At 59.5% G+C, this 24,570-nt stretch carries 25 protein-coding genes; 6 read left to right on the forward strand and 19 right to left on the reverse strand.

Going from position 1 to position 24,570, the window contains the following annotated elements; genetic code table 11:
* Positions 1 to 5 precede the first annotated feature (5 nt).
* The 5 genes from iscA to trmJ all read right to left on the reverse strand — a co-directional run bounded on the left by iscA (position 6) and on the right by trmJ (position 3,363).
* The gene (gene iscA, locus M2367_RS11105; RefSeq protein ID WP_005907034.1) at positions 6 to 329 is read right to left on the reverse strand and encodes an iron-sulfur cluster assembly protein IscA; all 324 of its coding nucleotides are present in this window, start codon (positions 327 to 329) and stop codon (positions 6 to 8) included.
* 15 nt (positions 330 to 344) lie between these two features.
* Entirely contained in the window at positions 345 to 731 is a 387-nt protein-coding gene (iscU, locus tag M2367_RS11110; protein WP_005907033.1) for a Fe-S cluster assembly scaffold IscU, read from the reverse strand.
* Positions 732 to 774: 43 nt separating this feature from the next.
* A complete protein-coding gene (locus tag M2367_RS11115; RefSeq protein WP_042043745.1) occupies positions 775 to 1,989 on the reverse strand; it encodes an IscS subfamily cysteine desulfurase in 1,215 nt (404 codons plus the stop codon).
* Positions 1,990 to 2,041: 52 nt separating this feature from the next.
* A complete protein-coding gene (iscR, locus tag M2367_RS11120) occupies positions 2,042 to 2,545 on the reverse strand; it encodes a Fe-S cluster assembly transcriptional regulator IscR (protein ID WP_042043744.1) in 504 nt (167 codons plus the stop codon).
* A gap of 89 nt (positions 2,546 to 2,634) precedes the next feature.
* A complete protein-coding gene (gene trmJ / locus M2367_RS11125) occupies positions 2,635 to 3,363 on the reverse strand; it encodes a tRNA (cytosine(32)/uridine(32)-2'-O)-methyltransferase TrmJ (RefSeq protein ID WP_042043743.1) in 729 nt (242 codons plus the stop codon).
* Between the two features lie 157 nt (positions 3,364 to 3,520).
* On the opposite strand from trmJ, the gene M2367_RS11130 reads away from it, so the two are divergent.
* A complete protein-coding gene (locus M2367_RS11130; RefSeq protein WP_259236703.1) occupies positions 3,521 to 3,928 on the forward strand; it encodes a hypothetical protein in 408 nt (135 codons plus the stop codon).
* On the opposite strand, the gene M2367_RS11135 is transcribed toward M2367_RS11130, so the two are convergent.
* Positions 3,881 to 4,414, reverse strand: a complete 534-nt coding sequence (locus M2367_RS11135; protein WP_259236704.1) for an SCP2 domain-containing protein — start codon at positions 4,412 to 4,414, stop codon at positions 3,881 to 3,883. The two genes, M2367_RS11130 and M2367_RS11135, sit on opposite strands and share 48 nt — an antisense overlap.
* Before the next feature lie 185 nt (positions 4,415 to 4,599).
* Between M2367_RS11135 and M2367_RS11140 the strand changes: the two genes are divergently transcribed.
* Both M2367_RS11140 and M2367_RS11145 read left to right on the forward strand, forming a co-directional pair.
* On the forward strand, positions 4,600 to 5,595 hold the full coding sequence (locus tag M2367_RS11140) for a peptidase U32 family protein (RefSeq protein ID WP_259236705.1): 996 nt from the start codon (positions 4,600 to 4,602) through the stop codon (positions 5,593 to 5,595).
* A 79-nt stretch (positions 5,596 to 5,674) separates the two neighbouring features.
* A complete protein-coding gene (locus M2367_RS11145; RefSeq protein ID WP_259236706.1) occupies positions 5,675 to 6,547 on the forward strand; it encodes a U32 family peptidase in 873 nt (290 codons plus the stop codon).
* Between the two features lie 58 nt (positions 6,548 to 6,605).
* On the opposite strand, the gene nlpI is transcribed toward M2367_RS11145, so the two are convergent.
* The 7 genes from nlpI to queA all read right to left on the reverse strand — a co-directional run bounded on the left by nlpI (position 6,606) and on the right by queA (position 13,677).
* Positions 6,606 to 7,556, reverse strand: a complete 951-nt coding sequence (gene nlpI, locus M2367_RS11150; protein ID WP_310504066.1) for a lipoprotein NlpI — start codon at positions 7,554 to 7,556, stop codon at positions 6,606 to 6,608.
* Between the two features lie 90 nt (positions 7,557 to 7,646).
* Positions 7,647 to 8,015, reverse strand: coding sequence for a rhodanese-like domain-containing protein (locus M2367_RS11155; protein ID WP_042043736.1), 369 nt, complete (start codon positions 8,013 to 8,015; stop codon positions 7,647 to 7,649).
* A gap of 187 nt (positions 8,016 to 8,202) precedes the next feature.
* Positions 8,203 to 9,150 carry a protein translocase subunit SecF gene (gene secF, locus M2367_RS11160; RefSeq protein ID WP_042043734.1) on the reverse strand — a complete coding sequence of 316 codons (948 nt, stop codon included), beginning with the start codon at positions 9,148 to 9,150 and terminating at the stop codon, positions 8,203 to 8,205.
* Between the two features lie 9 nt (positions 9,151 to 9,159).
* Complete coding sequence (secD, locus tag M2367_RS11165; protein WP_259236707.1) at positions 9,160 to 11,013, reverse strand: protein translocase subunit SecD; 1,854 nt, start codon at positions 11,011 to 11,013, stop codon at positions 9,160 to 9,162.
* A gap of 18 nt (positions 11,014 to 11,031) precedes the next feature.
* A complete protein-coding gene (gene yajC, locus M2367_RS11170; protein ID WP_005899993.1) occupies positions 11,032 to 11,364 on the reverse strand; it encodes a preprotein translocase subunit YajC in 333 nt (110 codons plus the stop codon).
* Between the two features lie 57 nt (positions 11,365 to 11,421).
* Positions 11,422 to 12,555, reverse strand: a complete 1,134-nt coding sequence (gene tgt, locus M2367_RS11175) for a tRNA guanosine(34) transglycosylase Tgt (protein ID WP_042043732.1) — start codon at positions 12,553 to 12,555, stop codon at positions 11,422 to 11,424.
* Positions 12,556 to 12,630: 75 nt separating this feature from the next.
* Positions 12,631 to 13,677 carry a tRNA preQ1(34) S-adenosylmethionine ribosyltransferase-isomerase QueA gene (queA, locus tag M2367_RS11180; protein ID WP_042043731.1) on the reverse strand — a complete coding sequence of 349 codons (1,047 nt, stop codon included), beginning with the start codon at positions 13,675 to 13,677 and terminating at the stop codon, positions 12,631 to 12,633.
* Between the two features lie 231 nt (positions 13,678 to 13,908).
* Between queA and M2367_RS11185 the strand changes: the two genes are divergently transcribed.
* The 3 genes from M2367_RS11185 to ahpF all read left to right on the forward strand — a co-directional run bounded on the left by M2367_RS11185 (position 13,909) and on the right by ahpF (position 17,361).
* Entirely contained in the window at positions 13,909 to 14,373 is a 465-nt protein-coding gene (locus tag M2367_RS11185) for a CBS domain-containing protein (protein WP_224432679.1), read from the forward strand.
* 695 nt (positions 14,374 to 15,068) lie between these two features.
* Complete coding sequence (ahpC, locus tag M2367_RS11190; RefSeq protein WP_259236708.1) at positions 15,069 to 15,635, forward strand: alkyl hydroperoxide reductase subunit C; 567 nt, start codon at positions 15,069 to 15,071, stop codon at positions 15,633 to 15,635.
* 142 nt (positions 15,636 to 15,777) lie between these two features.
* Entirely contained in the window at positions 15,778 to 17,361 is a 1,584-nt protein-coding gene (ahpF, locus tag M2367_RS11195) for an alkyl hydroperoxide reductase subunit F (protein WP_259236709.1), read from the forward strand.
* Between the two features lie 96 nt (positions 17,362 to 17,457).
* On the opposite strand, the gene M2367_RS11200 is transcribed toward ahpF, so the two are convergent.
* The 6 genes from M2367_RS11200 to M2367_RS11225 all read right to left on the reverse strand — a co-directional run bounded on the left by M2367_RS11200 (position 17,458) and on the right by M2367_RS11225 (position 24,516).
* A complete protein-coding gene (locus M2367_RS11200) occupies positions 17,458 to 17,940 on the reverse strand; it encodes a GNAT family N-acetyltransferase (RefSeq protein ID WP_259236710.1) in 483 nt (160 codons plus the stop codon).
* 118 nt (positions 17,941 to 18,058) lie between these two features.
* Positions 18,059 to 19,321 carry an MFS transporter gene (locus tag M2367_RS11205; protein ID WP_259236711.1) on the reverse strand — a complete coding sequence of 421 codons (1,263 nt, stop codon included), beginning with the start codon at positions 19,319 to 19,321 and terminating at the stop codon, positions 18,059 to 18,061.
* A gap of 181 nt (positions 19,322 to 19,502) precedes the next feature.
* Positions 19,503 to 20,711, reverse strand: a complete 1,209-nt coding sequence (locus M2367_RS11210) for an MFS transporter (protein ID WP_259236712.1) — start codon at positions 20,709 to 20,711, stop codon at positions 19,503 to 19,505.
* 106 nt (positions 20,712 to 20,817) lie between these two features.
* Positions 20,818 to 21,747, reverse strand: a complete 930-nt coding sequence (locus M2367_RS11215) for a LysR family transcriptional regulator (protein WP_259236713.1) — start codon at positions 21,745 to 21,747, stop codon at positions 20,818 to 20,820.
* A 243-nt stretch (positions 21,748 to 21,990) separates the two neighbouring features.
* A complete protein-coding gene (locus tag M2367_RS11220; RefSeq protein WP_259236714.1) occupies positions 21,991 to 23,874 on the reverse strand; it encodes a DEAD/DEAH box helicase in 1,884 nt (627 codons plus the stop codon).
* A gap of 192 nt (positions 23,875 to 24,066) precedes the next feature.
* Entirely contained in the window at positions 24,067 to 24,516 is a 450-nt protein-coding gene (locus tag M2367_RS11225) for a hotdog fold thioesterase (protein ID WP_042043722.1), read from the reverse strand.
* Positions 24,517 to 24,570 lie beyond the last annotated feature (54 nt).

Genomic DNA, 24,570 nt, shown 5'->3' on the forward strand with positions numbered 1-24,570 from the left:
TACCCTTAGACACTGAAACTTTCGCCACAACCACACTCGCCCTTGGCGTTGGGGTTGTTGAACTGGAAGCCCTCGTTGAGGCCCTCCTTGACGAAGTCCAGTTCGGTGCCATCCAGGTGGGCAAGGCTCTTGGCGTCGACGATGATCTTGACACCCTCTTGCTCGAACACCTTGTCCCCGTCATTCAACTCATCGACGAATTCCAGCACATAGGCGAGCCCAGAGCAGCCGGTGGTCTTGACGCCGAGGCGCAGGCCCAAGCCCTTGCCCCGGTTGATCAGAAAACTGGATACCCGCTCTGCCGCGGATGCTGTCATGGTAATGGCCATACTGCTCTCCGGACCTTAAACGAGACCTTTCTTCTGCTTGTAGTCGGCGATGGCTGCCTTGATGGCATCCTCAGCCAGGATGGAGCAGTGGATCTTGACCGGTGGCAGTGCCAGTTCTTCGGCGATGTCGGTGTTTTTGATGCCAGCCGCTTCGTCCAGGGTCTTGCCCTTGACCCATTCGGTCACCAGGGAGCTGGAGGCAATGGCAGAGCCACAACCATAGGTCTTGAACTTGGCATCTTCGATGATGCCAGCATCGCTGATCTTCAGTTGCAACTTCATGACGTCGCCGCACGCAGGGGCACCGACCATGCCGGTGGCAATGCTGGGATCGTTCTTGTCGAAACCACCGACGTTACGGGGGTTTTCGTAGTGGTCTATTACTTTTTCACTGTAAGCCATGATTAACTCCTGCTAATTCCGTTGTAGCCATTGACCTTGAGGATCAGTGGTGTGCCCATTCGACCGTGTTCAGATCGACGCCGTCCTTGTACATCTCCCACAGGGGAGACATCTCGCGCAGACGACCGATGGAGCCACGGATAAGCTCGACTGCATAGTCGATCTCTTCTTCTGTCGTGAAGCGACCCATGGTGAAACGAATGGAGCTGTGTGCCAGCTCGTCGTTCAGACCCAGGGCGCGCAATACATAAGAGGGTTCCAGGCTGGCGGAGGTACAGGCTGAGCCGGAAGAGACCGCCAGATCCTTGAGTGCCATGATGAGGGATTCCCCTTCCACATAGGCAAAGCTGACGTTGAGGTTGCCCGGCACGCGCTGCTCGAGGTCACCGTTGATGTAAACGGCTTCCATGTCTTTCACCCCGTCCCACAGACGCTGGCGCAGGGCCATCATCCGCGGCGCTTCGCTGGCCATCTCTTCTTTGGCGATGCGGAACGCCTCGCCCATGCCGACAATCTGATGAGTCGGCAGGGTGCCGGAGCGCATGCCGCGCTCATGACCGCCACCGTGCATCTGGGCTTCCAGACGAACCCGGGGCTTGCGGCGCACATAGAGGGCACCGATGCCTTTGGGGCCATAGACCTTGTGAGCGGAGACGGAGAGCAGGTCGACCTTGAGGGCTTCGACATCGACCGGGATCTTGCCCGCGCTCTGAACGGCATCGACGTGCAGGAAAATCTTGCGCGAACGGCACAGGTTGCCGATGGCCGCGATATCTTGTACCACGCCGATCTCGTTATTGACGTGCATGATGCTGACCAGCACGGTGTCGTCGCGCATGGCGCCTTCAATCTGCTCAAGGGTGAACAGACCGTTGGGCAGCGGCTCGAGGTAAGTCACCTCATAGCCTTCACGCTCCAGCTGACGGCAGGTGTCGAGCACCGCTTTGTGTTCAGTCTTGGAGGTGATGATGTGCTTGCCCTTGCTGGCATAGAAGTGTGCTATGCCCTTGATGGCCAAGTTATTGGATTCAGTCGCACCAGAGGTGAACACGATCTCGCGGGGATCGGCACCAATGAGCTCTGCCACTTGATTACGGGCCAGGTCAACCGCCTCTTCAGCCTGCCAGCCGAAACGGTGAGAACGGGAAGCTGGATTGCCGAACAGGCCATCCATGGTGAGGCACTGCATCATCTTCTCTGCGACTCTGGGGTCAACAGGGCAGGTTGCCGAATAATCAAGGTATATAGGCAGTTTCATCTTTTTCTCCGTTACAGACCCACCACACATCGGTTGGCTGTGGAAAGCACGTTTATAGTTGGACTTTCAAGCTCACATCGCCGCGTTCTACCCGATCAACCAGGGACAACACGGTCTTCATCTGTTCATCTTGCTTGTCAGCAATGCGGCGTACATCTGTCTGCCCGACCAGTTCGGCCAGGGAGATATCACCGAGGAAACTGGAGATGCGCTCACTGAGATCGCGCCACAGGGAGTGGGTCAGACACTGGGTGCCACCGTGGCAGCCACCTTTCCCCAAGCACTTGGTGGCATCGACCGACTCATCGACTGCGGTGATCACCTGGCCGACCGAGATGGCCGCCGGATCCAGACCGAGTCGATATCCGCCGCCGGGGCCGCGCACACTGCTCACCAGACCATGCTTGCGCAGGCGGGCAAACAACTGTTCCAGATAGGAGAGAGAGATGCCCTGGCGCTCGGAAATATCAGCCAGGGGCACAGGCCCCTGATCAGCATGCAACGCCACGTCGAGCATGGCGGTTACTGCATAACGTCCTTTGGAAGTCAGTCTCATATCCGTTACCGTCTTGCGAACCAATTGGCAATAATGGTCACATACCCGACTAATTCAGTCAAGTATATAGTTGACCGTTTTAGTCGGGATTAATCCTGCGGTCTTGGTTTCTGAACCGACGTCAATATGCCGCGTAAGATGTTGAGTTCGACCGCCTCGGGACGGGCCCGATTGAACAGGCGACGCAACTTGTTGATCACCTGCCCCGGATGCTCTTCGCTAATGAAGCCGGTCTGCAGCAGTGTCTGCTCCAGATGGCGATAAAAGCCATCAAGCTGTTCACCACTCGGGTAGGCGACCTCGTTCATGGGCTCTGGGACCTGCTCCTGGCTCGCCAGCCAGTGCATGCGTATCTCGTAGCAGAGGGTCTGCACCGCCATGGCGAGGTTGAGGGAGCTATATTCGGGATTGGCCGGAATGGCCACATGGAAGTGGCACTTCTGCAGTTCGTCATTGGTGAGCCCCGTGCGCTCACGGCCAAAGACCAAGGCAACCGGATGCTGGTTCGCCTCCCTCACCAGCTGCTCTCCCGCTTCGCGCGGATCCAGCATGGGCCAGCTCAGAGTACGCGAACGCGCGCTGGTACCGATCACCAGGGCACAATCGGCGATCGCCTCATCCAGGGTCGCAACGACACGGGCATTGGCCAGTATGTCGCTGGCACCCGCCGCCAGGGCGTTAGCATGGCTATCGGGCAGCTCCTGGGGATCAACCAGTATCATATTGCTCAGGCCCATTGTCTTCATGGCGCGAGCGGCCGAGCCCATGTTGCCGGTGTGAGAGGTGTTTACCAAGACGATACGAATCTTATCCAACATGCCTGGTCAATCTTTCGTGAAAAATGGCGCGCAATTGTAACATAGCCAATCCCCCTTTTGGCATCGTAAATACCGATCCATTTCACGGTAAGCGGGAACTAATCCCCCAGGGAGTCGGGACTAACAAGATAGGGAGACGGTTCAGAGGTACGCCGGCATGTTGCCACGCAGGTTATACGAAAGTTTGCCAAGCGCTTATCTGGGCGGGGGGAGCCTGCTGCTACTGCTTGGCCATCACCCCCTGCTATGGGGGGCTGGCGCCCTGTTGTTTGGCTGTGGCGCCCTGATCTGGATGATGCGCTCCAGCTACAGGCGCACCGATCTGGTGGTCTATCCGCGACATAGCTGGTTTCGCCCCGAATGGCTCTATGAAGCGCAGCCCTTTCTCCTGCTCGGGCTGGCCATTGCCCTGGGCCAGCACGAGCAAGGGCGTTGGCTAGCGCTGCTTGCCGCTGGCTGGGCCCTGCGCTGCCTCTGGGCAAGACACTTGCATCGCCACCATACCCCGGGGCTGGTGTCACAACTGAAGCGCTGCACCTTGCGCCGTCGCCACCGTTTGTTCTGAGGCTCCCTTTCCGCGCTCGATGAAGTGCGCCAGATCCAGCAAGGGGTACTTGAGCAAGGCAGGCAGGTAGGCCAGGTCCAGGCTGTCTATCAGGTTCTTGAGCTCGAGGCCAAGTTCGGTATCCCCTTCAATCTTGAGGCGACGCTGGAAGAAGAGCGTGTCCGGATCTTCCTTGCGCGCCGCGATGAGGATGAGATCCTCGGCGCCACCGCTGAAGCTGACATCCACCCGAGGTGCCCCCTTGACCACCGCCAGCTGACCTTCGCGCAGGCTGATGAACCAGGACAGTGCCAGATCCGTCACCTCAACCTTCAGCCACTTGTCCGTCAGGAAGTCGAGATCCCCGTCCGCGATAGCCTCCCGAAACACCCGGGCCAGCAAGGGTTCCATCAACCTGCGCTGCAGGGTAAAGGGCACCAGCCCCAAAGGGCGGCGCAGCAGTTGGGGGGCCCGTTCGACCAGACGGTGCTGCAGTTGTTGAAACACGGTTCACTCCTCATGAGGTTTTCGGGCATTCAAGCACAGGTCGAGGAGATGGATCCTGTTGAAAATCAAACTTGTGCGCGGTTAACCCTCTCTGGGTAAAGCCACCGAAAACTGCCTCAGGTCAAAAAGCGTGACGACAACCCTGCATACAATCGGGACACTTTTGCGTGATCGGAGCACAACCGATGGAATTACTCTGCCCGGCAGGCAGCCTGCCGGCCCTGAAAAGTGCCGTGGATAACGGCGCAGATGCCGTCTATATCGGCTTCAAGGATGACACCAATGCCCGCCATTTCGCGGGGCTCAATTTCGATGGCGGCAAGCTGGAAAAAGCGGTCGACTATGTCCATCAACATGGCCGCAAGCTGCATATCGCCATCAACACCTTCGCCCACCCAAACCAGCATGCCAGGTGGCAACAAGCGGTAGACAGAGGGGTGGAACTCGGCGCCGATGCGCTCATCATCGCCGATCTGGCCGTGCTCGATTATGCCAGCCGCCGCTACCCCGAGATGGAACTCCATGTCTCGGTGCAGGCCAGCGCCACCAATGCCGCCGCGATCCGCTTCTATCAGCAAGGGTTCAAGGCGACCCGCATTGTGCTGCCCCGGGTGCTCTCCATGCATCAGGTCAGGCAGTTGTCCCGCGAGACCGACGTCGGCCTGGAAGTCTTCGCCTTTGGCAGCCTCTGCATCATGGCGGAGGGGCGCTGCTACCTCTCCTCCTACTTGACCGGGGAGAGCCCCAACACCGTCGGCGCCTGCTCACCGGCCAAGTACGTGCGCTGGGAAGAGACCCCAAAAGGGCTCGAGTCCAGGCTCAACGAGGTGCTGATCGATCGCTACGGACCCGGTGAAAACGCCGGCTACCCGACCCTGTGCAAGGGGCGCTTCGAGGTGGATGGCCAGACTTATCATGCCCTGGAGGAACCCACCAGCCTCAACACCTTGGGGTTGTTGCCCGAGCTGTTTGGTGCCGGCGTGCAGTCAGTCAAGATTGAGGGGCGCCAGCGCAGCCCGGCCTACGTCGAACAGGTCACCCGGGTATGGCGCGCGGCCATCGACAGCTACCTGAGCGATCCCGAGCACTACAGCGTCAAGCCCGAGTGGGATGCCCAGCTCGCCCGCGTCTCCGAGGGCAGTCAAACCACCCTCGGCGCCTATCACCGCAAATGGCAATAAGGAGAGGCCCCATGTCCCGCTCTCTCAGACAAGACGGCAATATCTTCCACTGCCAGCATGACGGCAAGGAGCACAACTAATGCAATTTTCTCTCGGCCCCCTGCTCTTCTACTGGCCCAAGACCGATACCCAGGCTTTCTATCAGGCCGCCATGGCCAGCGATGCCGACATCATCTATCTGGGCGAGACGGTGTGCAGCAAACGCCGTGAATTCAAGGTCGAGGAGTGGATAGCCCTCGCCAAGCAGGTCGCGGCGAGCGGCAAACAGGGGGTACTCTCCACCCTGGCGCTCATTTCGGCTCCGTCCGAACTCAAGGAACTCAAGCGGCTGGTCGACAATGGCGAACTGATGATAGAGGCGAACGATCTGGGCGCCGTACAGCTCGCCCGGGAGGCTGGCGTGCCCTTCGTCTGCGGCCCCGCCATCAACGCCTATAACGCCGAGGTGCTGCGCATGCTGCTCAAACAGGGCATGACACGCTGGGTGATGCCGGTGGAGCTCTCCCGCGACTGGCTGGTCACTCTCAACCAGGACTTGGCAACGGATCGCCAGCATTTCGAGGTGGAACTGTTCGGCCATGGCTATCTGCCGCTGGCCTATTCGGCCCGCTGCTTCACGGCCCGCTCCCTGGATAAACCCAAGGATGGCTGCGAGCTGGCCTGCATCCACTATCCGACCGGCCGCCAGGCCCTGAGTCGGGAGGGACAACCGCTCTTCAACCTCAATGGGATCCAGACCCAATCAGGTTACTGCTACAACCTGGGCAATGAACTTGGCGGTATGGCGGGTCTGGTGGATGTGGTGCGCCTCTCCCCACAAGGGATGGATACCCTGGATACCTTGGCCCAGTTCAGGGCCAACCAGCAGGGCCTGGCTCCCCTGCCCCTCTCGGGGGATCGCGAATGCAACGGCTACTGGCACCAGATCCCGGGCATCCGCCTGGCGCAATGAGCACGGCACCAACAACAATAAAGGCCTCGCAATGAGGCCTTTATGTTAACAGCGCAACTTAGAGCGCGGCGGGTTTGCCGCTTTGCTCGCCCTGGGGCTGACTGCCCGGGGGCGGCGACTTTCTCGCCATCAACTCCAGCTCCAGCAACGCATATCTGTGCTCGATGAAGTCATAGACGTTGTTGGCCAGCGCCAGCTTGAAGTAGCTGATCGCCTCTTTGCGGTTACCCTTGAACAGCTCGAACTTGCCGAGATAGAAGTAGGTCTCGCACAGGCGCTCGGCCAGTTCACGGTTGTCCTTGACCCCTTTCACCACGCTGCCCATCAGCTGGGTCGCATTGATCTGGCCGGTGTAAAGGCGCACCAGATCCCAGTTCCAGGCACCATCACCCTGCTTGTTCAGGTGATCCCGCAGATGGCTCATGGCCGTCGACTCGTCGAGTTTTCGCTCGGCCAGATAGAACCAGAGGGCCCGGTAGGGATCTTCGGGCTGGGCATCATAGAAACGCTTCATGTCCGAGACGGACAGCGCGGCTCTGTTGCCGTAATAGAGGGCGATGCCACGATTCAAATAGGCATAGTCATAATCCGGGGCCAGCTCCAGCGCCGAGTCGAATGCCTCATAGGCCTCGTCATAGTTCTGCTGCTGAACCAGATAGACACCGATAAAGTTGTAGGCCTCGGCAAAGTCCGGCTTCTCCCGCAAGGCGCGGTTGAAGTCGAGCCGGGCCAGGGAACGCAGTCCCACCCGATCGAACACCACGGCGCGCTCGTAGAACAGCTCGGCACGTTGCTCAGGAGTCAGCTCCATCTCACCCAGCATCTGTCCCAGACGGGCCAGGGCCAGTTCGCTCTGATAGGAAACCTGTAACGGCGTCGCCAGCACCAGCGATGTGGGCTGCGGTTGGGTAACTTTAGGGGGCTCTACCTGACTACTACTGCTGCATCCCCACAGGGGCAGCAACACCAGGACACCGAGCAGGTATCCCATCCCTTTACTGACGCTCAATGAACACTCCGACCCAGACCCTTGACCTGGCATATGGTAAAGAGGAAGCAAGGCTTTGTCATGTGGCTGGCCTGCTTCTCGACAAATAAATCAGGATTCGACAGGGTATCCAGCCTCGGACCAGCCCCGAAAGCCTCCATCGACGCTGACCACATGGCGATATCCCATCTTCTGCAGGGCATCGGTCGCCAATATGGAGCGAAAGCCGCCACCGCAGTAAAGGAAGAGTTCCGTATCAGGATCCGGGTAACGGAGCTCGATATCGCGCTCGATCACCCCTTTGCCGAGGTAACTGGCCCCCGGCAGATGACCCTTGGCCCACTCGCTCTCCTCGCGGACATCAATCAGGTGAAAGGTGCGCCCCTCATCCTGCCAACGTTTTATCTGGTGCACATCGGTTTCGGTAATCTGGCCACGAATGGCCTCAACCAAAGCGAGGAAACGGGGACTGTGTTGCATGGAAGGCTCCTTGCGGTCAGGAATGGCGGATCACGGCTGGCATGGGAGCCCGCCCGGAAGATAGCAAGCCATGACCATACGGGGGATGGGCGCATTTGTCACCCCCCTCCTTGTGCAACCCATAGCGCCGCTCAAAAAAAGAGAGCGCCCGGAGGCGCTCTCTTTCATCAAGGCTGTCGACCAGCAATCAGGGCATGATCTCTGGTAGATCGGCTCCTTCTTTATCGACTTGGGTCGGCAGCATGTGCTCCCGTTTGATGCCGAAGAACATGGCGGAGGCACTCGCCACATAGATGGAGGAGTAGGTCCCGAAGGCCACCCCGATCACCATGGCGATGGCAAAACCATGGATCAAGGGTCCGCCCTTGAGCAGCAGCGCCACCACCACCACGAAGGTCAGCCCCGAGGTGATGATGGTCCGGCTCAGGGTTTCGGTCATGGAGAGATCCATGATGTAGGGGGTATCTCCTTTGCGCACCTTGCGGAAGTTCTCCCGCACCCGGTCAAACACCACTATGGTGTCGTTCAGGGAGTAACCCACCAGAGTCATCAAGGCCGCCAATACGGTCAAGTCGAACTCGTACTGGAAGTAGGCAAAGATGCCGAGGGTGATGATGACATCGTGCGCCAGGGAGAGGATACCCCCCATCGCCAGCCGCCACTCAAACCGCACCGCCACGTAGGCCAGGATACAGAGGATGGAAGCCAGCATGGCCAAGGCCCCGTCTGTCGCCAGTTCATCACCCACCGAAGGGCCGACGAATTCGACTCGCTTGAGAATGGCGCCTTCATCAACCAGCTTCGCAGCTGCCAAGACTTCGTTGCCCTGTTGCTCCACCTTGACCCCCTCTTTCGGAGTCATGCGCACCAGTACGTCACGGCTGGAACCGAAGAATTGCAGGGTCGCCCCTTCAATCTTCCGCTCTGCCAGTGCTTCGTGCATCTTGTCCAGGCTCACCGACTGCTGGAACCCCACCTCGATGGTGGTACCACCGGTAAAGTCCAGCCCCCAGTTCAAACCCCGATCGAACAGGCAGAACAGGGCGAGTATCGTCAGCAAGGCAGAGAACACCATTCCCGACTTGGCAAAGCGCATGAAGGGGATGGGCTTTTCAAAATGTAGAATCTGAAACATGTCTCTTCCTTAGATCGGCAGCTTGTCGATGCGCCGTCCACCCCAGGCCAGGTTGATAATGGCGCGGGATACCGTGATGGCCGTAAACATGGAGGCGGTCAGACCTATACCCAGGGTCAGGGCGAAGCCCTTGATGGCCCCGGTGCCGATACCAAACAGGATCACACAGGTGATGAGCGAGGTGATGTTCGAGTCGGCGATAGTCGAGAAAGCGCGGTCGAAGCCCATGTGAATGGCTTGCTGCACCCCGCGACCATTGCGGATCTCTTCACGAATACGCTCGTAGATCAGCACGTTCGCATCCACCGCCATCCCCAGCGTCAAGACGATACCGGCGATACCCGGCAGAGTCATGGTGGCCCCCGGTATCATCGACATGATGCCGACGATCAGCACCAGGTTCATGGTGAGGGCCAGGTTGGCCACCCAACCGAACGCACGGTAGTAGATCCCCATGAACAGCACTATCACCAGCATGGCCCAGCCGATGGCTTCCATACCGTTGTCGATGTTCTGCTGACCGAGGCTCGGGCCTATAGTGCGCTCTTCCACTATCTGGATGGGCGCAATCAGGGCACCGGCACGCAGCAGCAGCGCCAGGTTGTGGGCTTCGTTGGCGTTGTCTATGCCGGTGATGCGGAACTGGCTTCCCAGCCGTGACTGGATAGTCGCGACGTTGATCACCTCTTCCTGCTTGCGGAACTTGCGCTTGCCGTCCGGACCGGGTTGACCCACCGGCTTGTATTCGATGAATACGGTGGCCATGCCTTTACCCACATTGTCCTTGGTAAAGTTGGCCATCTTGTTGCCACCCTGGCCATCGAGCTTGATGTTGACCTGGGGACGGCTGTACTCGTCGAAGCCCGACTGGGCACCGACAATATGGTCACCGGTCAGGATGATGCGTTTTTGCAGCACCACGGGGCGGCCATTGCGATCGGTATAGACCTTGGAGCTCGGCGGTACCCGGCCATCGGCGGCAGCCTGGGGATCGGCGGTCTCATCCACCATGTGGAATTCCAGGGTCGCGGTGGCGCCCAGAATTTCCTTGGCACGGGCGGTATCCTGGATACCGGGCAGCTCGACCACGATGCGCTCGGCACCCTGTTGCTGCACCAGCGGCTCGGCGACGCCCAGCTCGTTGACCCGGTTACGGATGATGGTGATGTTCTGCTCGAGAGCGTACTTCTTCACCTCCTTGATCTTGGCTTCACTCAAGGTAGCCAGGATCAGGAAGTCATCACCCTTCTGCTCGCTGTTGAAGGTCAGATCCGCATTCTGGCGGCGCAGATGGGCGATGGCCTTCTCTTGATCCGCTTCATCACGGAACAGGATTTCAACCTGATCGCCGCTGCGGCGCACCCCAGAGTAACGGATCTTCTGGGTACGCAGCTCGGTACGGAAATCCTGCACCATCTGATCTTGCTGCTTGACCAGCGCCTCGGCCATGTCCACTTCCATCAGGAAATGCACACCACCGCGCAGGTCGAGACCCAGCTTGAGGGGAGCGGCACCGATCGCCTCGAGCCAGGCGGGCGTGGACGGCGCCAGGTTCAGCGCGGTGACAAAGTCATCACCCAGCTTGGACGCAACCAGGTCACGGGCCTTGAGCTGATCTTCGGTATTGGTGAAACGGACCAGGATCTGGTCATGTTCGAAGGCGGCATGTTTGACCGGAATAGCGGCCTCATCCAGGATCGCTTTAACCTGATCCAGCGTCTTGAGCTGAACTTCGGCACCGCGACTGGCGGAGACTTGCAGAGCCGGATCTTCACCGTACAGGTTGGGGGCTGCATATAGAAAACCGATGGCGATCACGATGATCACCATCAGGTATTTCCACAGCGGATAGCGGTTTAACACGCTGTGCTCCTTGGGAGATTAAAGGGACTGGATAGAACCTTTGGGCAGAACGGCGGTGACGAAATCACGCTTGATGGTGACCTGGGTCTGATCGTTCAGGGCCAGTACCAGATAGTCGTTCTCGGTGGAGACTTTGGCGATTTTACCGACCAGGCCACCGGAGGTGAGCACTTCATCGCCCTTGGCCAGTGAGCTCATCAGGTTTTTATGTTCCTTCACACGCTTGGCTTGCGGACGATAGATCATGAAGTAGAAGATCAGGCCAAACACGGCCAGCATGATGATCATTTCCATGCCGCCACCCTGGGGACCGGCACCGACGTCTGCATAGGCCTTGGAGATAATGCTCATTTAACAACCTCTTATTGATATGGATTTAAGACACAACGCGCTGATACGTTGTTGTTATTACACGTTTTCTTCAGCTAATGGAGGCACGGCCTTCCCTTGCCGACGATAAAACTCAGTCACAAAGTCGTCTAATTTACCCTGCTCGATCGCGTCCCGCAAACCCTGCATCACTCGCTGGTAATAACGCAGGTTGTGAATGGTGTTCAAACGGGCACCTAATATCTCGTTGCACTTGTCCAGATGGTACAAATAGCTGCGGGTGTAGTTCTTGCAGGTGTAGCAATCGCAGTCCGCATCCAGGGTGCTGGTATCCTCGCGATACTTGGCGTTGCGGATCTTGACCACCCCGTCCGTGGTAAACAGATGACCGTTGCGGGCGTTGCGGGTCGGCATCACGCAGTCGAACATGTCGACGCCGCGGCGCACCCCTTCCACCAGATCCTCCGGCTTGCCCACCCCCATCAGGTAGCGCGGCTTGTCGGCCGGGATCCGTGGGCAGACGTGCTCGAGGATGCGATGCATGTCTTCCTTGGGCTCACCCACCGCCAGGCCGCCGACCGCGTAGCCGTCAAAACCTATCTCGAGCAGGCCGTCGAGGGAGACATCCCGCAGCGGCTCGTAGACGGAGCCCTGGATGATGCCAAACAGGGCATTCTTGTTGCCCATCTCATCAAACTTGTCACGGGAGCGCTTGGCCCAGCGCAGGGACATCTCCATGGACTTGCGGGCTTCTTCATAGGTCGCCGGGTACGGCGTGCACTCGTCGAAGATCATCACGATGTCGGAGCCCAGATCGTACTGGATCTCCATGGACTTCTCGGGGTCGAGGAAGATCTTCTCACCGTTGATGGGGTGACGGAAGTGCACGCCCTCCTCGGTGATCTTGCGGATGTGACCCAGGCTGAACACCTGGAAGCCACCGGAGTCGGTCAGGATAGGGCCCTGCCAGTTCATGAAGTCATGCAGATCCCCGTGGGCGCGCATCACCGCCTGCCCCGGCCGCAGCCAGAGGTGGAAGGTGTTGCCGAGCAGGATCTGGGCGCCGGTCTCGCGCACCTCTTCCGGGGTCATGCCCTTGACGGTGCCGTAGGTGCCGACCGGCATAAAGGCCGGGGTCTGCACAGTGCCGCGCTCGAAGACCAGTTGGCCGCGACGGGCGCGACCGTCAGTGGTTTTCAGTTCAAATTTCATCACTACCTCTATTCAGTCAGAGAAACAGTCTGACAGCAGGGAGCCCGACGGGCCCGATATGGGACTGAACGCGGCTCAGCCCCGGCGACGGGTGACGAACATGGCGTCCCCGTAGCTGAAGAAACGGTACTGCTCGGCCACGGCCGCCTGATAGGCCGCCATCACGTTCTCATACCCGGCGAAGGCACTGACCAGCATGATCAGGGTCGATTCCGGCAGATGGAAGTTGGTGACCATGGCATCGACCACCTGGAACTGGTAGCCGGGGAAGATGAAGATGTCGGTGTCACTGAAAAAGGGCGCCAGCGGCTTGCCCTGGGCCAGGGTCACCTTGGCCGCACTCTCCAGGGAACGCACCGAGGTGGTGCCCACCGCAATCACGCGACCACCACGGGCCCGGGTCGCGGCTATGGCGTCCACCACCTCCTGGGGCACCTCGGCATATTCCGAGTGCATGTGGTGATCTTCAATCTTGTCGACCCGCACCGGCTGGAAGGTGCCCGCTCCCACATGCAGGGTGACGAAGGCGGTCTCCACCCCTTTGGCCCGGATCTTCGCCAGCAGGGGCTCATCGAAGTGCAGACCCGCGGTCGGCGCCGCCACGGCGCCCGGCTTCTGGTTGTAGACGGTCTGGTAGCGCTCCTTGTCGGCATCCTCGTCGGGCCTGTCAATATAAGGCGGCAACGGCATGTGGCCGATGGCTTCCAGGATCTCCAGCACCGGACGGGAGTCCAGGAAGTGGATCTCGAACAGGGCGTCGTGGCGGGCACGCATCTCGGCTTCCACACCGCCATCGAGTATGAGACGGGTGCCGGGCTTGGGCGCTTTGGAGGCCCGCACATGGGCCAGCACGCTCTTCTCATCCAGGATGCGCTCCACCAGCACCTCCAGCTTGCCGCCGCTGGCCTTCTGGCCAAACATGCGGGCCGGAATGACCCGGGTGTTATTGAACACCAGCAGATCGCCGGGGTTGAGCAGGTCGAGTACGTCGACAAATTGGCCGTGGCGCAGGGCGCCGCTGTCGCCATCGAGTTGTAGCAGACGGCTGGCAGTGCGCTCGCTCATGGGATAGCGGGCGATCAGCGCATCGGGCAACTCAAAGGAAAAATCGGATACTTGCATCGTGACTACTTGGCTTGGCAATAGGATCGGCGGCTAGTCTAGTTATCCCCTCCTGGCATGGCAACCGAAAAGGCCAAAAACACAAGGGATACAAGGGGTACAGACCGACTTTGTGAACCAGGAACCGTTAATTCGGCTATCGCCTTTCCCCTTGACTCCGATCATGTTTCGCCCCTCGGCACTGGGCTAGGGTGAAGTGAACCACACAAGGTTGGCCCCAAGGAGGTTTGCATGATGACCCTGAGCGAGATAATGACAGAGCAGCCCTTCACCCTGGGGCCGAACAACAGCGTCAAACAGGCAATGGATCTGATGCAGCAGGAGCGGATCCGCCATATCCCCATCGTCAATGAGCAGCAACAGTTGCTGGGCCTGGTCACCCTCACCGACATACTGGCGACCCGCGAATCCAAACTGTTGCTGATTGACCCTGAGCGGGAGGCCGAATTTACCGACAGCGTGCGCCTCGAGGAGATCATGACCCGCAAGGTTTCGACCGTCAGCCCCCGTGCCGGCATCAAAGAGGCTGCCCTGTATCTGCAACGGCATCGCTATGGCTGCCTGCCGGTACAAGACAAGGGAGAGCTGATCGGCATCGTCACCGAGTCGGATATGATCACGGTGGCGATCAACTTGCTGGAGCTGATGGAAGATCGCGATCCCTCCCCCATCGGGGATACCACTGACGATCACTGAGTCAATCGCCCCATAATTTGGTAATAAAACTACAAAACACACCAAATTTGACGATCATTTCGCCACAAAGGCCTTAGTGACGCACATATTTGATATAAAAAGAACATAATGGGGTTGCAGTGTGACATGGATCACACTATTATTCCTCCCCTGCAATGTTTGCCGAGAGAATGCCAGTGGCGCGTGCAACCACCCTAGCGTTTTCTCATTGTCTGCAAGTTTGCACACCCCGTAGTGAGTCTTTATTTTTATTGCCATTCCTTTGTTTTGATACCCCGGCCCTGGCGCCGGGATTTTTTTATCTCCCCTCCCCCTGCCGTATCGCCAGACCCTTTGCCAGCGACAGGATCGATGCCGGCATTGACTCGCACCCGCTGAGGCAGCCCTCCTCAGCAAACCTCTACCGCTGCTCATCCAACCGCTCTTCCCGGCGCGACATCACGCCCACCTCACCATTCCCCTCCGACATGAGAGAAAGATGGATTGAACATCTGCCTTATCTTTATAAAACATATGTTTATTCTAAATTGATCGGTATATTCATCCTGGGTACAGGCAAGACGGTTAATCTAAAAAACAGATTTGTCCGATTCATAATTGCCGCTTTAACCGATTGGGGAATGGCCCTATCATCATCCCAGTCAACTAACCCAGGGTCGCAAATCGTTGCCCCAGGGACACACAGGAGCAAATAGATGTCTACCTATATCAATACTGAAATCAAGCCGTTCAACGCTACCGCCTACCACAATGGCAAATTCGTTCAGGTCTCCGACGCTGATTTGAAAGGCAAGTGGTCCGTGGTGTTCTTCTACCCGGCTGACTTCACTTTCGTTTGCCCGACCGAGCTGGGTGACCTGGCTGACAACTACGCCGAATTCAAGAAGCTGGGCGTCGAGATCTACTCTGTCTCCACCGACACTCACTTCACCCACAAAGCGTGGCATGACACCTCCGACACCATTCAGAAGATCCAGTATCCGATGATTGGTGACCCGACTGGCGCCATCACCCGCAACTTCGGCGTGATGATCGAAGAAGCTGGCCTGGCTGACCGTGGCACCTTCGTGATCGACCCGCAGGGCATCATCCAGATCGTTGAAATCAACGCTGGTGGCATCGGCCGTGACGCCCTGGAACTGCTGCGCAAAGTCAAAGCTGCCCAGTACGTTGCTTCCCACCCGGGTGAAGTGTGCCCGGCCAAGTGGCAAGAAGGCGATGCCACCCTGGCCCCGTCCCTGGATCTGGTAGGCAAAATCTAAGCCTCCCTCCTCCAAGACCGGCCCACTCAAGGGCCGGTCTGCTTTCTGGCCCAGTGCTTTCTGCATTCGGTGTTTTCTGTATCCCGTACTTTCTGTTTTCAGTAATGGCGCCGACCCGCAATCAGTAAGAAGGAATTCGACCATGTTAGATACCAACCTCAAACAACAACTCAACGGTTACTTGCAGTACATCGTCAATCCCATCGAGATCAGCGTGTCCGGCAATGACAGTGACAAATCCGCAGAGCTGCTGGCCTTAGGCCAGGAAATCAGCGAGATGTCCCCCAAGATTTCCATGACCGATGGCACTGCTACTCGCAAGCCTTCCATGAGCGTGGCACCACAAGGCCAGGCACCGCGCGTGCATTTTGCCGGCATCCCCATGGGTCATGAATTTACCTCCCTGGTGCTCGCCCTGCTGCAAAGCGGCGGCCACCCCTCCAAGGCCGATCCGGCCGTGCTGGAGCAGGTCAAGAACCTGAAGGGCGAGTTCCACTTCGAGACCTATATCTCCCTCTCCTGCCACAACTGCCCGGACGTGGTGCAGGCCCTGAACCTGATGGCCACCCTGAACCCCGGCATCACCCACACCATGATCGACGGTGCACTGTTCCAGGACGAGGTGAACGAGCGTCAGATCATGGCGGTGCCGAACGTCTATATGAACGGTCAGCCGTTCAGCCAGGGCCGCATCTCGCTGGAAGAAATCGTCGCCAAGCTCGATACCGGCGCGGCCGAGCGCAAGGCCGAAGAACTCAACGAAAAGGCCCCCTATGACGTGCTGGTGGTGGGCGGTGGCCCGGCTGGCGCTGCTGCCGCCATCTATGCCGCCCGCAAGGGGATCCGCACCGCCATCGTCGCCGAGCGTTTCGGTGGCCAGGTGATGGACACCGTCGGCATCGAGAACTTCATCTCCGTGCCCTACACCGAGGGCCCCAAGCTGGCCGCCAGCCTGGAGCAGCACGTCAAGCAGTATGGCGTTGAGCTCATCACCGAGCAGCGTGCCGCCGCCATCAGCAAAGACGGCTATGTGAACCTGGAGCTCGCCTCCGGTGCCACCTTGAAGAGCCGCGCCGTGATCCTGGCGACCGGCGCCCGCTGGCGCGATCTGAACGTGCCGGGCGAGCTCGAGTACCGCACCAAGGGCGTGGCCTACTGCCCCCACTGCGACGGCCCCTTCTTCAAAGGCAAGCGGGTGGCGGTCATAGGTGGCGGTAACTCCGGCATCGAAGCGGCCATCGACCTGGCCGGCATCGTCGAACACGTTACCGTGGTGGAGTTCGCCGACACCCTGCGCGCCGACGAGGTGCTGCAGAAAAAAGCCCGCTCCATGGGCAACATCGACATCATCATGAGTGCCCGCACCACGGAAGTGATCGGTGACGGCAGCAAGGTGGTCGGCATGGATTACGAAGATCGCACCACGGGCGAAATCAAGCATCTCGCGGTGGCTGGTATCTTCGTGCAGATCGGGCTGGTGCCAAACACCGAGTTCCTGAAAGGAAGCGAAGTGGCACTGACTCGTTTCGGCGAGATAGAGATCGACGCCAAGGGCGCGACCTCCCTGCCCGGCGTCTACGCCGCGGGCGACGCCACCACGGTGCCGTTCAAGCAGATCATCATCTCCATGGGTGCCGGTGCCACCGCCGCATTGGGGGCCTTTGATTACCTCATTCGCACGCCTGAGCCCACTCAGGTGCAGCAGGCTGAGCCTGCTCTGGCCTGAGCCCCGCCAACCTGATCGCAAACCGGTGCCTTGGCACCGGTTTTTTTATTTCCATTGTCGGACAACGTTGCCGACCCCATGATGGCAGCGCCCCTGTCAACCGCGCGGGCCGAGCCGCTTGCTCATGGCGATATTGGTCACCTCATAACCCAATCTGCGATAGAGGGCCAAGGCCGCTGGATTGTTGGCGAACACATTCAACCCAATGCTAATCAGCCCCAAGTCGCGGGCCAGAGGTTCGAGCAACTCGAAGGCTCGCTGACCATGCCCAAGACGCCTGGCTTGGGGCAAGATGGTGATGTCGAACACGAAGCCAGTACGAGTCTCCCCGGATCCCCGCAGGGCAAACCAGAGGCCCCCCACCGTCTCTCCTTCCCCGTCGAGGATTTCGAACAAGCGATGATCGGCAGTCTCCAACCCTTGAGGCAGCAGTGCCTCGTATTCGGCCTGGGCGCGTGCGAGCGCCCCCACCAGTGGCCAACGGCCGGTCGCCACATTCTCCTCGGCGTAATCACGCCAGGATTGCGCCACATAGCGCTCATAATAAGCCTGGCTCATGGCCACCAGCTCGGTCTTCATAATGGACTCCTCCATGATCTGTTAGCCTCCCTTGTGCCTGGGTTCCCCGTGGCATCAGGATCCCTCCCCCCTCGGTGTCACTGCTCGGTTCTGAGCCAGACGCTTTGTCAACGTCCGGCTAACTCGTCTGCCCATGGGGCTCGGCCAGCTCCACATCGGGTCTGGGCTCGAGCTCGGCGCTCATGGGCGTATTGGGTGGCACCGGCATAAACTGCTGGTGCTCCGCCAGGGGAACCGGTGCTCGCACCCGCTGGCGCCATATCAGAAACAGCGTCAACAGCGCACCACAGAGGCAGAAGTAGGCAAACAACCCTTGCGGGCCAAACAGGTGGATGGCAGTCGGCGCCAAGACGGGTCCTATCATGGCTCCCAGGCTATAGGCGAGCAGCAACCCCTGGTTGGCACTGAGTACCTGATCCGGCTTGAGCTCATCACAGGCATGACTGAGGCTCAGAGGGTAGATGGAGAACGCCAGGCCCCCAAACAGGAAGATGAGCCCGGTCATCAGCCACTGAGGCTGCGGGGCTGGCAGTATCACCATCAGCAAGGCGATGACGGAGAGCAAGGCGGCAAGGACCCCGATGATGAGTCGCCGATCGAAACGGTCCGATATGCGGCCTATGGGGTACTGCAGACACATGCCCCCCAGGATCACCACGGCCATCATGTTGGCAACCCGCTCGATGGGATAGCCACTGTCGGTGAAAAACAGCGGCAGCAACCCATAGATGGCCCCCAGAATGAGACCCGAGGTCACGCTGCTCCACATGCCCGCCGGGGTGAGGCGGAACAACTCGAGAAAGCCCACCTTCTGGGGCTGGATCATGGCTGGCATGGCCACCCGGGAGAGAGCAAGCGGGATCACGGAGAGGGAAGCGCCCATGGCGCACAGGGCGAAGGGCACCAACATCATGGGATCGATGACCTTGAGCAACAGCTGACCCGCCGCCAAGGCGCCATAGAGCAATATCATGTAGAGGGACATCAGCTTGCCCCGGTTGGCCGGGGTGCTGGAGACCAGCATCCAGGATTCGAGCACCACAAACAGGCCGCCGGTGGCAAAGCCTCCCAGCAGCCTGAGTCCGGCCCAGACCCAGGGATCGACAATGAGGCCATGCAGGATGGTCAGGGTGCAGATAAGGGAGGCATAGGCGGCGTAGGCACGGATATGGCCCACCCTGATGATGAGGCGGGCATTGGCGAAGGAACCGAGCACCAGTCCGGCGAAATAGGCGCCGGACACCAATCCTATGGCCTGCGCATCCACCTGCTCGGCCGAGAGCCGTACCGTCAGCAGTGTGCTCATCAAGCCATGACCCAGAATGAAGATCACCAGACTGATCAGCGGGGAAATCACCCCTTGCAACCGCGTTGCCACCATAAACAGGCCACCCTCATTTTCAAGCCAGAACCACACAGGCTACGGATAAATGGCGCAGGCTTCAACCCGCACGGCGCCACCCAGCTCGGTTGAACGGCCGCCATGGTTCACTCAGCCCCGGATAATCTGCCCATGGGCAGAGACAAGCTCGCCCGCGGCTTCGTTGCCAGCACCGCCTGTTTCAGACGCTGGTCGAGGGGGAGATCCCCTTGGTCATGACCCCATAGAGCAAGGCCAGCAGTGCCAACCCGAAGCCAAGGCAGCCCACCCCCATCCAACCCGCCTGCTGCCAGGCCAGCATGGCACCGCTGGAGCCCAGGGTGCCCCCCAGGAACATCGCCACCATGAACAGGGTATTGATCCTGCCTCTCGCCTCGCCCCTCAGTCCATAGATCAGGTGCTGATTGGCGATCAAGGCACTCTGTACCCCCAGATCCAGCAAGATAACCCCCATCGCCAACCCAAACAGCGAGTGCCATGCCTCAAAGAGGCCCCATGCCAGTACCACCAGCAGCGCCCCCGCCAGCACCACGGGCTTAGCGCCCACTCTGTCCGCCATCCGCCCAGCAAGCGGCGCGGCCAGCACGCCGACGATGCCGATCACCCCGAACAGACCGGCTGCCTCAGCCCCGAGACGGTACTCGGAATGGGCAAGATAGAATGCCAGCACCGTCCAGAATGCGCTGAACGAGCCAAACAGCAGCGCCTGGATCAGGCTAGCCCTGCGCAGAGAGGGCTCCTCCCGCCACAGGACACTCAGTGAACGCAGCAAACGTCCATAGCTCATGGTGGAACGAGGCAGATGCAAGGGGATCATCCTGGCCATCAGCACAGCCCCCAGCAGGGCAAGCGGCGCCCCCAGCCAGAACATGGCGCGCCAGCTGGCGTAAGCGGTAATGAAACCCGCCAGGGTACGACTCAAAAGGATGCCGCTTAACAGCCCGCTCATCACGGTGCCGACAATGGCCCCCCGCCTGGCTGGGTCGGCCAGCGCCACCGCGACCGGCACTATCTGCTGGGCCGCCGTCGCCCCCACCCCGAGTATCACTGACGCCACCATCAATCCGACGGCCCCCGTCGCCATCGCGGCCATCACCGAGGCGGCTGCAATCAGCCCAAACTGCCCCACGATGAGCCAGCGGCGCTCAAGTACATCCCCCAGTGGCACCAGAAACAGCAAGCCGGCGGCATAGCCCAACTGAGTCAGCATGGCAATCATGGGAATGGCAGGCTGATCGGGGAAATCCCGTGCCATCACCTCCAGCATCGGCTGGTTGTAATAGATATTGGCGACGGCCAGGCCACAGGAGAGCGCCATGGCGAAGATAAGCGAGCGGTTGATGGCAACCTTGGGCAAGGTTGTCGACCGGCTTGATGGCGATGATGTCATGACACTCTCCTGGTAGATGATGGGCACACCGTGGCGCGCACGAACCTGATGAAGAGAGCATAACGATGGCCAAGAGACTCCGGTAGACGAGTGATCGCCATAACACTTATTCCACCGAGGAATGGCCCTGTCCCTTGTCGGCTGTCCGCTGAAGGCCAGCCAAGGCGGCCACGAATGCCACAAACGCGCGGGACTTGGCGCTTGACTGACGACCCGCAGGAAGCAACGCCCACAATGAGAGGCGGGGAAGCTGCCACTCGGGGAGAACCCTGATCACCTCGCCACTGGCCAGCTCGGGGGCAAACATCCACTCGGAACCTATGCCTGGTCCCACGCCAGCTAGCACAGCGGCGCGAACACCCTCGGCGGCAGACACGGTCAGCCGCCCCTGGCCGGTAAACACAACCTGCTCTTCCCCACGGCAAAAGAGCCACTGCTGGCTCATACCGGGCTGGGGGCTATAGAGCACGAGTGGATGATCTTGCAGCTCTCGCGGGGATACGGGCAGACCTCGGCTCGCAAACCAGGCTGGCGTGCCCACGACGCTCATTGCGCAGTCAGCCAGCTTGCGAGCGACCACCCCGGAATCACTCTGCTCCCCCAGCCGCAGGGCCACATCGATACCCCCCGAAATGAGATCCACGTTGCGGTCATCGAGCTGGATCTCGATCGCCAGATTGGGATGGGCAGCCAGGAAAACCGGAAGATGAGGAATAATATGCAGGCGGGCAAAGGTCACGGGGGCGCTGATCCGCAGGCGGCCGCTCACACCGGTGCGGCATAGCTCAACCGCGGCTTCGGCCTCCCTGATATCATCGAGGATCTGCCTCGCGCGCAGATAGTAGGCCTCTCCGGCTTCGGTCGGTGTCAGGCCCCGAGTCGAGCGCAGCAGCAGTCGGCAACCCAGCTTCTCCTCCTGCTGTGCAATCAGCTTTGATATCGCGGGCTGGCCGAGATGGAGTCGACGTGCCACCGCCGAAAAAGAGCCCGTCTCCACCGCCAGCACAAAGGCCTCCATAGCCCCGAGTCTATCCATCTGTTATCCCCTTCTCGCACAGGCGCCGTGAGACCATGTATCTGATATGCAACGGCCATGGTCGCAGCCGAGTGTACCGCGAAACAGGGCCATGCCTAACAACCCTGGAGATAGATACAGACAGACTCGCTCACCGCCTTATGGTGACGCCTGACAAGCCCACTGCCGCTCAGCATGGGGACGGCGGCAAACAGACATAAAAAAGGCCGCTCGATGAGCGGCCTCTTGGCATGGTGTCAGCGCTTAGCTATCGCGGCGCTTACCAGCAAATTTACGATCTTTATTGAAGCCACCTTCACGGCGCTCTCCACCCTTGTTGAACGGGCGGTCACCGGCTGGACGACGATCCTTGTTGAAAGGACGGTCGCTGCGCTGCGGGCGTGGCGCTGTGTTGCTGCCGGCAGGCACTTCGGTATAGCGAGTGATCTGCAGCGGACGCTGGCAAACACGGGCCTTCTTGATCACTTCCAGTACATCGGCGGTCATGCCCTTGGGCAGGTCGACGGTGGAGAAGTCATCGGCGATGTCGATGTTACCGATGAAACGGCTCTCGATGTTCGCTTCGTTGGCGATGGCACCGACGATTTGACCCGGCTTGACACCGTGATGGGCACCCACGTCTACACGGTAGCGCTCCATCTCCACATCCGGGTTGTCTTTGAGCGGACGCGGCTCCAGGGACGGCATGCGACGGGCTGGACGATCGCCACGGTCACCACCATCACGGCTGCCGAAATCACGGCCACCGTCACGACGCTCGAAGTCACGACCGCTGCCAGCATTGAACTGCGGCTCAGGGATGGAGTCATCCAGCAGCAGCGGTTGGTCGCCCTGTACCAGCTTGGCCAGTGCGGCAGCCAGTTCCAGCGGATCGACAGAGTCTTCCTGGATCAGCTCGTTGACCAGGTTGTGGTACAGCTCAAGCTCTTCGCCCATCATGGTTTCCCGGATGCGCTCTTTGAACTTGGTCATGCGATGCAGGTTGATGTCATCGGTGCTCGGCATCTTCATCGGCTCGATGGCCTGACGCGTTGCGTGCTCGATGGCGCGCAGCATGCGGCGCTCGCGGGGAGCCACGAACAGGATGGCTTCGCCTTTACGACCGGCACGGCCAGTACGGCCGATACGGTGCACGTAGGATTCGGTATCGTAAGGGATGTCGTAGTTCACCACGTGGGTGATACGCTCAACGTCCAGACCACGAGCGACGACGTCGGTGGCGATCAGGATGTCCAGCTGGCCTTGACGCAGCTTGTCGACGGTACGCTCACGCAGTTTCTGCGGAATGTCACCGTGCAGGGCTTCACAGGCGTGGCCACGGGCGGCCAGCTTGCCAGCAAGCTCTTCGGCAGCGTTCTTGGTGCGTACAAACACCAGAACAGCCTCATAGGGCTCGACTTCCAGCAGACGGGTCATGGCGTCCAGCTTGTGCAGACCGGTTACCTGCCAGTAGCGCTGACGAATGGTCGGTGCAGTGGAGGTCTTGGAGACGATCTTGATCTCTTTGGGTTGCTTCAGGTGCTTCTGGGCAACGCGACGGATCTGATCTGGCATGGTGGCAGAGAACAGCGCAACCTGGCGACCGGCCGGGCACTGATCCATGATCCAATCCACGTCGTCGATGAAGCCCATGCGCAGCATTTCATCGGCTTCGTCCAGTACCAGTGCTTTCAGGCCGGAGAGGTCCAGGTTCTTGCGACGGATAAGATCCATCACGCGACCCGGGGTACCCACGACAACCTGAGCGCCACGGCGCAGGGCACGGGTCTGGGTTTCGTAAGAAGAACCACCGTAGATGGGCAGTACGTGGAAATCAGGCATGTGATGGGCATAGCGTTGGCACGCTTCTGCAACCTGCAGCGCCAGTTCACGAGTCGGTGCCAGCACCAAAACCTGGGTGTTGCGGTTACCAGCTTCCAGACGAGAGAGCAAAGGCAAAGCAAAAGCAGCGGTCTTCCCTGTACCGGTTTGCGCCTGCCCCAGCAGATCGTGTCCCGCCATCAGGTGGGGGATTGCTGCGGCCTGGATTGGTGACGGGCGCTCATAGCCCACGTCCTGCAGCGCTTTCAATACAGGCGCGGCCAGTCCAAGCTCACTAAAAAGGGGCAGTTGTTCGGTATCAGACATAGATTCTTCCAGATTAAGGCAGGCGGCTAAACACCGCGGAATAGCAAAAGGCGGCGATTATAGCGCCACTTTGTTCTGCTGTCTTGAAAAATGTGATAGGCCTCTCAAGACGTTGGCAATTATAGAGGGATCTTGCGACTATGGCTTGCTTATTTTTCAGCCATGGTGCGTGATAGCAGATCGCAATGCTCGCTAGCCCTTGTCCCGCTTGTGTTTGAGCACGGCAACCGTTAAACGGCTGGTACAGAGTAAACGTGCCCTTTCATCCCGAATTTCTATCTGCCACACCTGAGTCGTCGCGCCCAGATGCAACGGCGAGCAGCGCCCCGTCACTCTCCCTTCCCGCTTGGCACGCAGATGATTGGCATTTATCTCCAGACCGACGCAATAACTGTCGCTGCCAACCGACATATTGGCCGCCACCGATCCCAGACTCTCCGCCAAGACCACAGAGGCGCCACCGTGCAACATGCCAAAGGGCTGATGGGTGCGCGCGTCCACAGGCATGGTCGCTTCCAGCCAGTCGGGCCCGAAATCAGAATACTGAATATCAAGATGAGCCATCAGAGTGTTGGCCGATGTCGCGTTGAGCCGCGCCAAACTTAGGGGCTGTTGCCAGATGGCGGCTTTATCGTCGTTCATGAAATGCAGATCTCCTTAAATGAGGGTGGACCTCATGGGGGAAACAAGATGACG

It is taken from the genome of Aeromonas sp. BIGb0445, assembly GCF_024809075.1.
GTDB classification, from domain to species: Bacteria; Pseudomonadota; Gammaproteobacteria; order Enterobacterales; family Aeromonadaceae; genus Aeromonas; species Aeromonas rivuli.

Bases quoted from the DNA above. Each gene is read 5' to 3' on its own strand.
- iscA (WP_005907034.1), bottom strand. From the start codon at position 329: ATGGCCATTACCATGACAGCATCCGCGGCAGAGCGGGTATCCAGTTTT.
- iscU (WP_005907033.1), bottom strand. From the start codon at position 731: ATGGCTTACAGTGAAAAAGTAATAGACCACTACGAAAACCCCCGTAAC.
- M2367_RS11115 (WP_042043745.1), bottom strand. From the start codon at position 1,989: ATGAAACTGCCTATATACCTTGATTATTCGGCAACCTGCCCTGTTGAC.
- iscR (WP_042043744.1), bottom strand. From the start codon at position 2,545: ATGAGACTGACTTCCAAAGGACGTTATGCAGTAACCGCCATGCTCGAC.
- trmJ (WP_042043743.1), bottom strand. From the start codon at position 3,363: ATGTTGGATAAGATTCGTATCGTCTTGGTAAACACCTCTCACACCGGC.
- M2367_RS11130 (WP_259236703.1), top strand. From the start codon at position 3,521: ATGTTGCCACGCAGGTTATACGAAAGTTTGCCAAGCGCTTATCTGGGC.
- M2367_RS11140 (WP_259236705.1), top strand. From the start codon at position 4,600: ATGGAATTACTCTGCCCGGCAGGCAGCCTGCCGGCCCTGAAAAGTGCC.
- M2367_RS11145 (WP_259236706.1), top strand. From the start codon at position 5,675: ATGCAATTTTCTCTCGGCCCCCTGCTCTTCTACTGGCCCAAGACCGAT.
- M2367_RS11155 (WP_042043736.1), bottom strand. From the start codon at position 8,015: ATGCAACACAGTCCCCGTTTCCTCGCTTTGGTTGAGGCCATTCGTGGC.
- secF (WP_042043734.1), bottom strand. From the start codon at position 9,150: ATGTTTCAGATTCTACATTTTGAAAAGCCCATCCCCTTCATGCGCTTT.
- yajC (WP_005899993.1), bottom strand. From the start codon at position 11,364: ATGAGCATTATCTCCAAGGCCTATGCAGACGTCGGTGCCGGTCCCCAG.
- tgt (WP_042043732.1), bottom strand. From the start codon at position 12,555: ATGAAATTTGAACTGAAAACCACTGACGGTCGCGCCCGTCGCGGCCAA.
- queA (WP_042043731.1), bottom strand. From the start codon at position 13,677: ATGCAAGTATCCGATTTTTCCTTTGAGTTGCCCGATGCGCTGATCGCC.
- M2367_RS11185 (WP_224432679.1), top strand. From the start codon at position 13,909: ATGATGACCCTGAGCGAGATAATGACAGAGCAGCCCTTCACCCTGGGG.
- ahpC (WP_259236708.1), top strand. From the start codon at position 15,069: ATGTCTACCTATATCAATACTGAAATCAAGCCGTTCAACGCTACCGCC.
- ahpF (WP_259236709.1), top strand. From the start codon at position 15,778: ATGTTAGATACCAACCTCAAACAACAACTCAACGGTTACTTGCAGTAC.
- M2367_RS11200 (WP_259236710.1), bottom strand. From the start codon at position 17,940: ATGAAGACCGAGCTGGTGGCCATGAGCCAGGCTTATTATGAGCGCTAT.
- M2367_RS11205 (WP_259236711.1), bottom strand. From the start codon at position 19,321: ATGGTGGCAACGCGGTTGCAAGGGGTGATTTCCCCGCTGATCAGTCTG.
- M2367_RS11210 (WP_259236712.1), bottom strand. From the start codon at position 20,711: ATGACATCATCGCCATCAAGCCGGTCGACAACCTTGCCCAAGGTTGCC.
- M2367_RS11215 (WP_259236713.1), bottom strand. From the start codon at position 21,747: ATGGATAGACTCGGGGCTATGGAGGCCTTTGTGCTGGCGGTGGAGACG.
- M2367_RS11220 (WP_259236714.1), bottom strand. From the start codon at position 23,874: ATGTCTGATACCGAACAACTGCCCCTTTTTAGTGAGCTTGGACTGGCC.
- M2367_RS11225 (WP_042043722.1), bottom strand. From the start codon at position 24,516: ATGAACGACGATAAAGCCGCCATCTGGCAACAGCCCCTAAGTTTGGCG.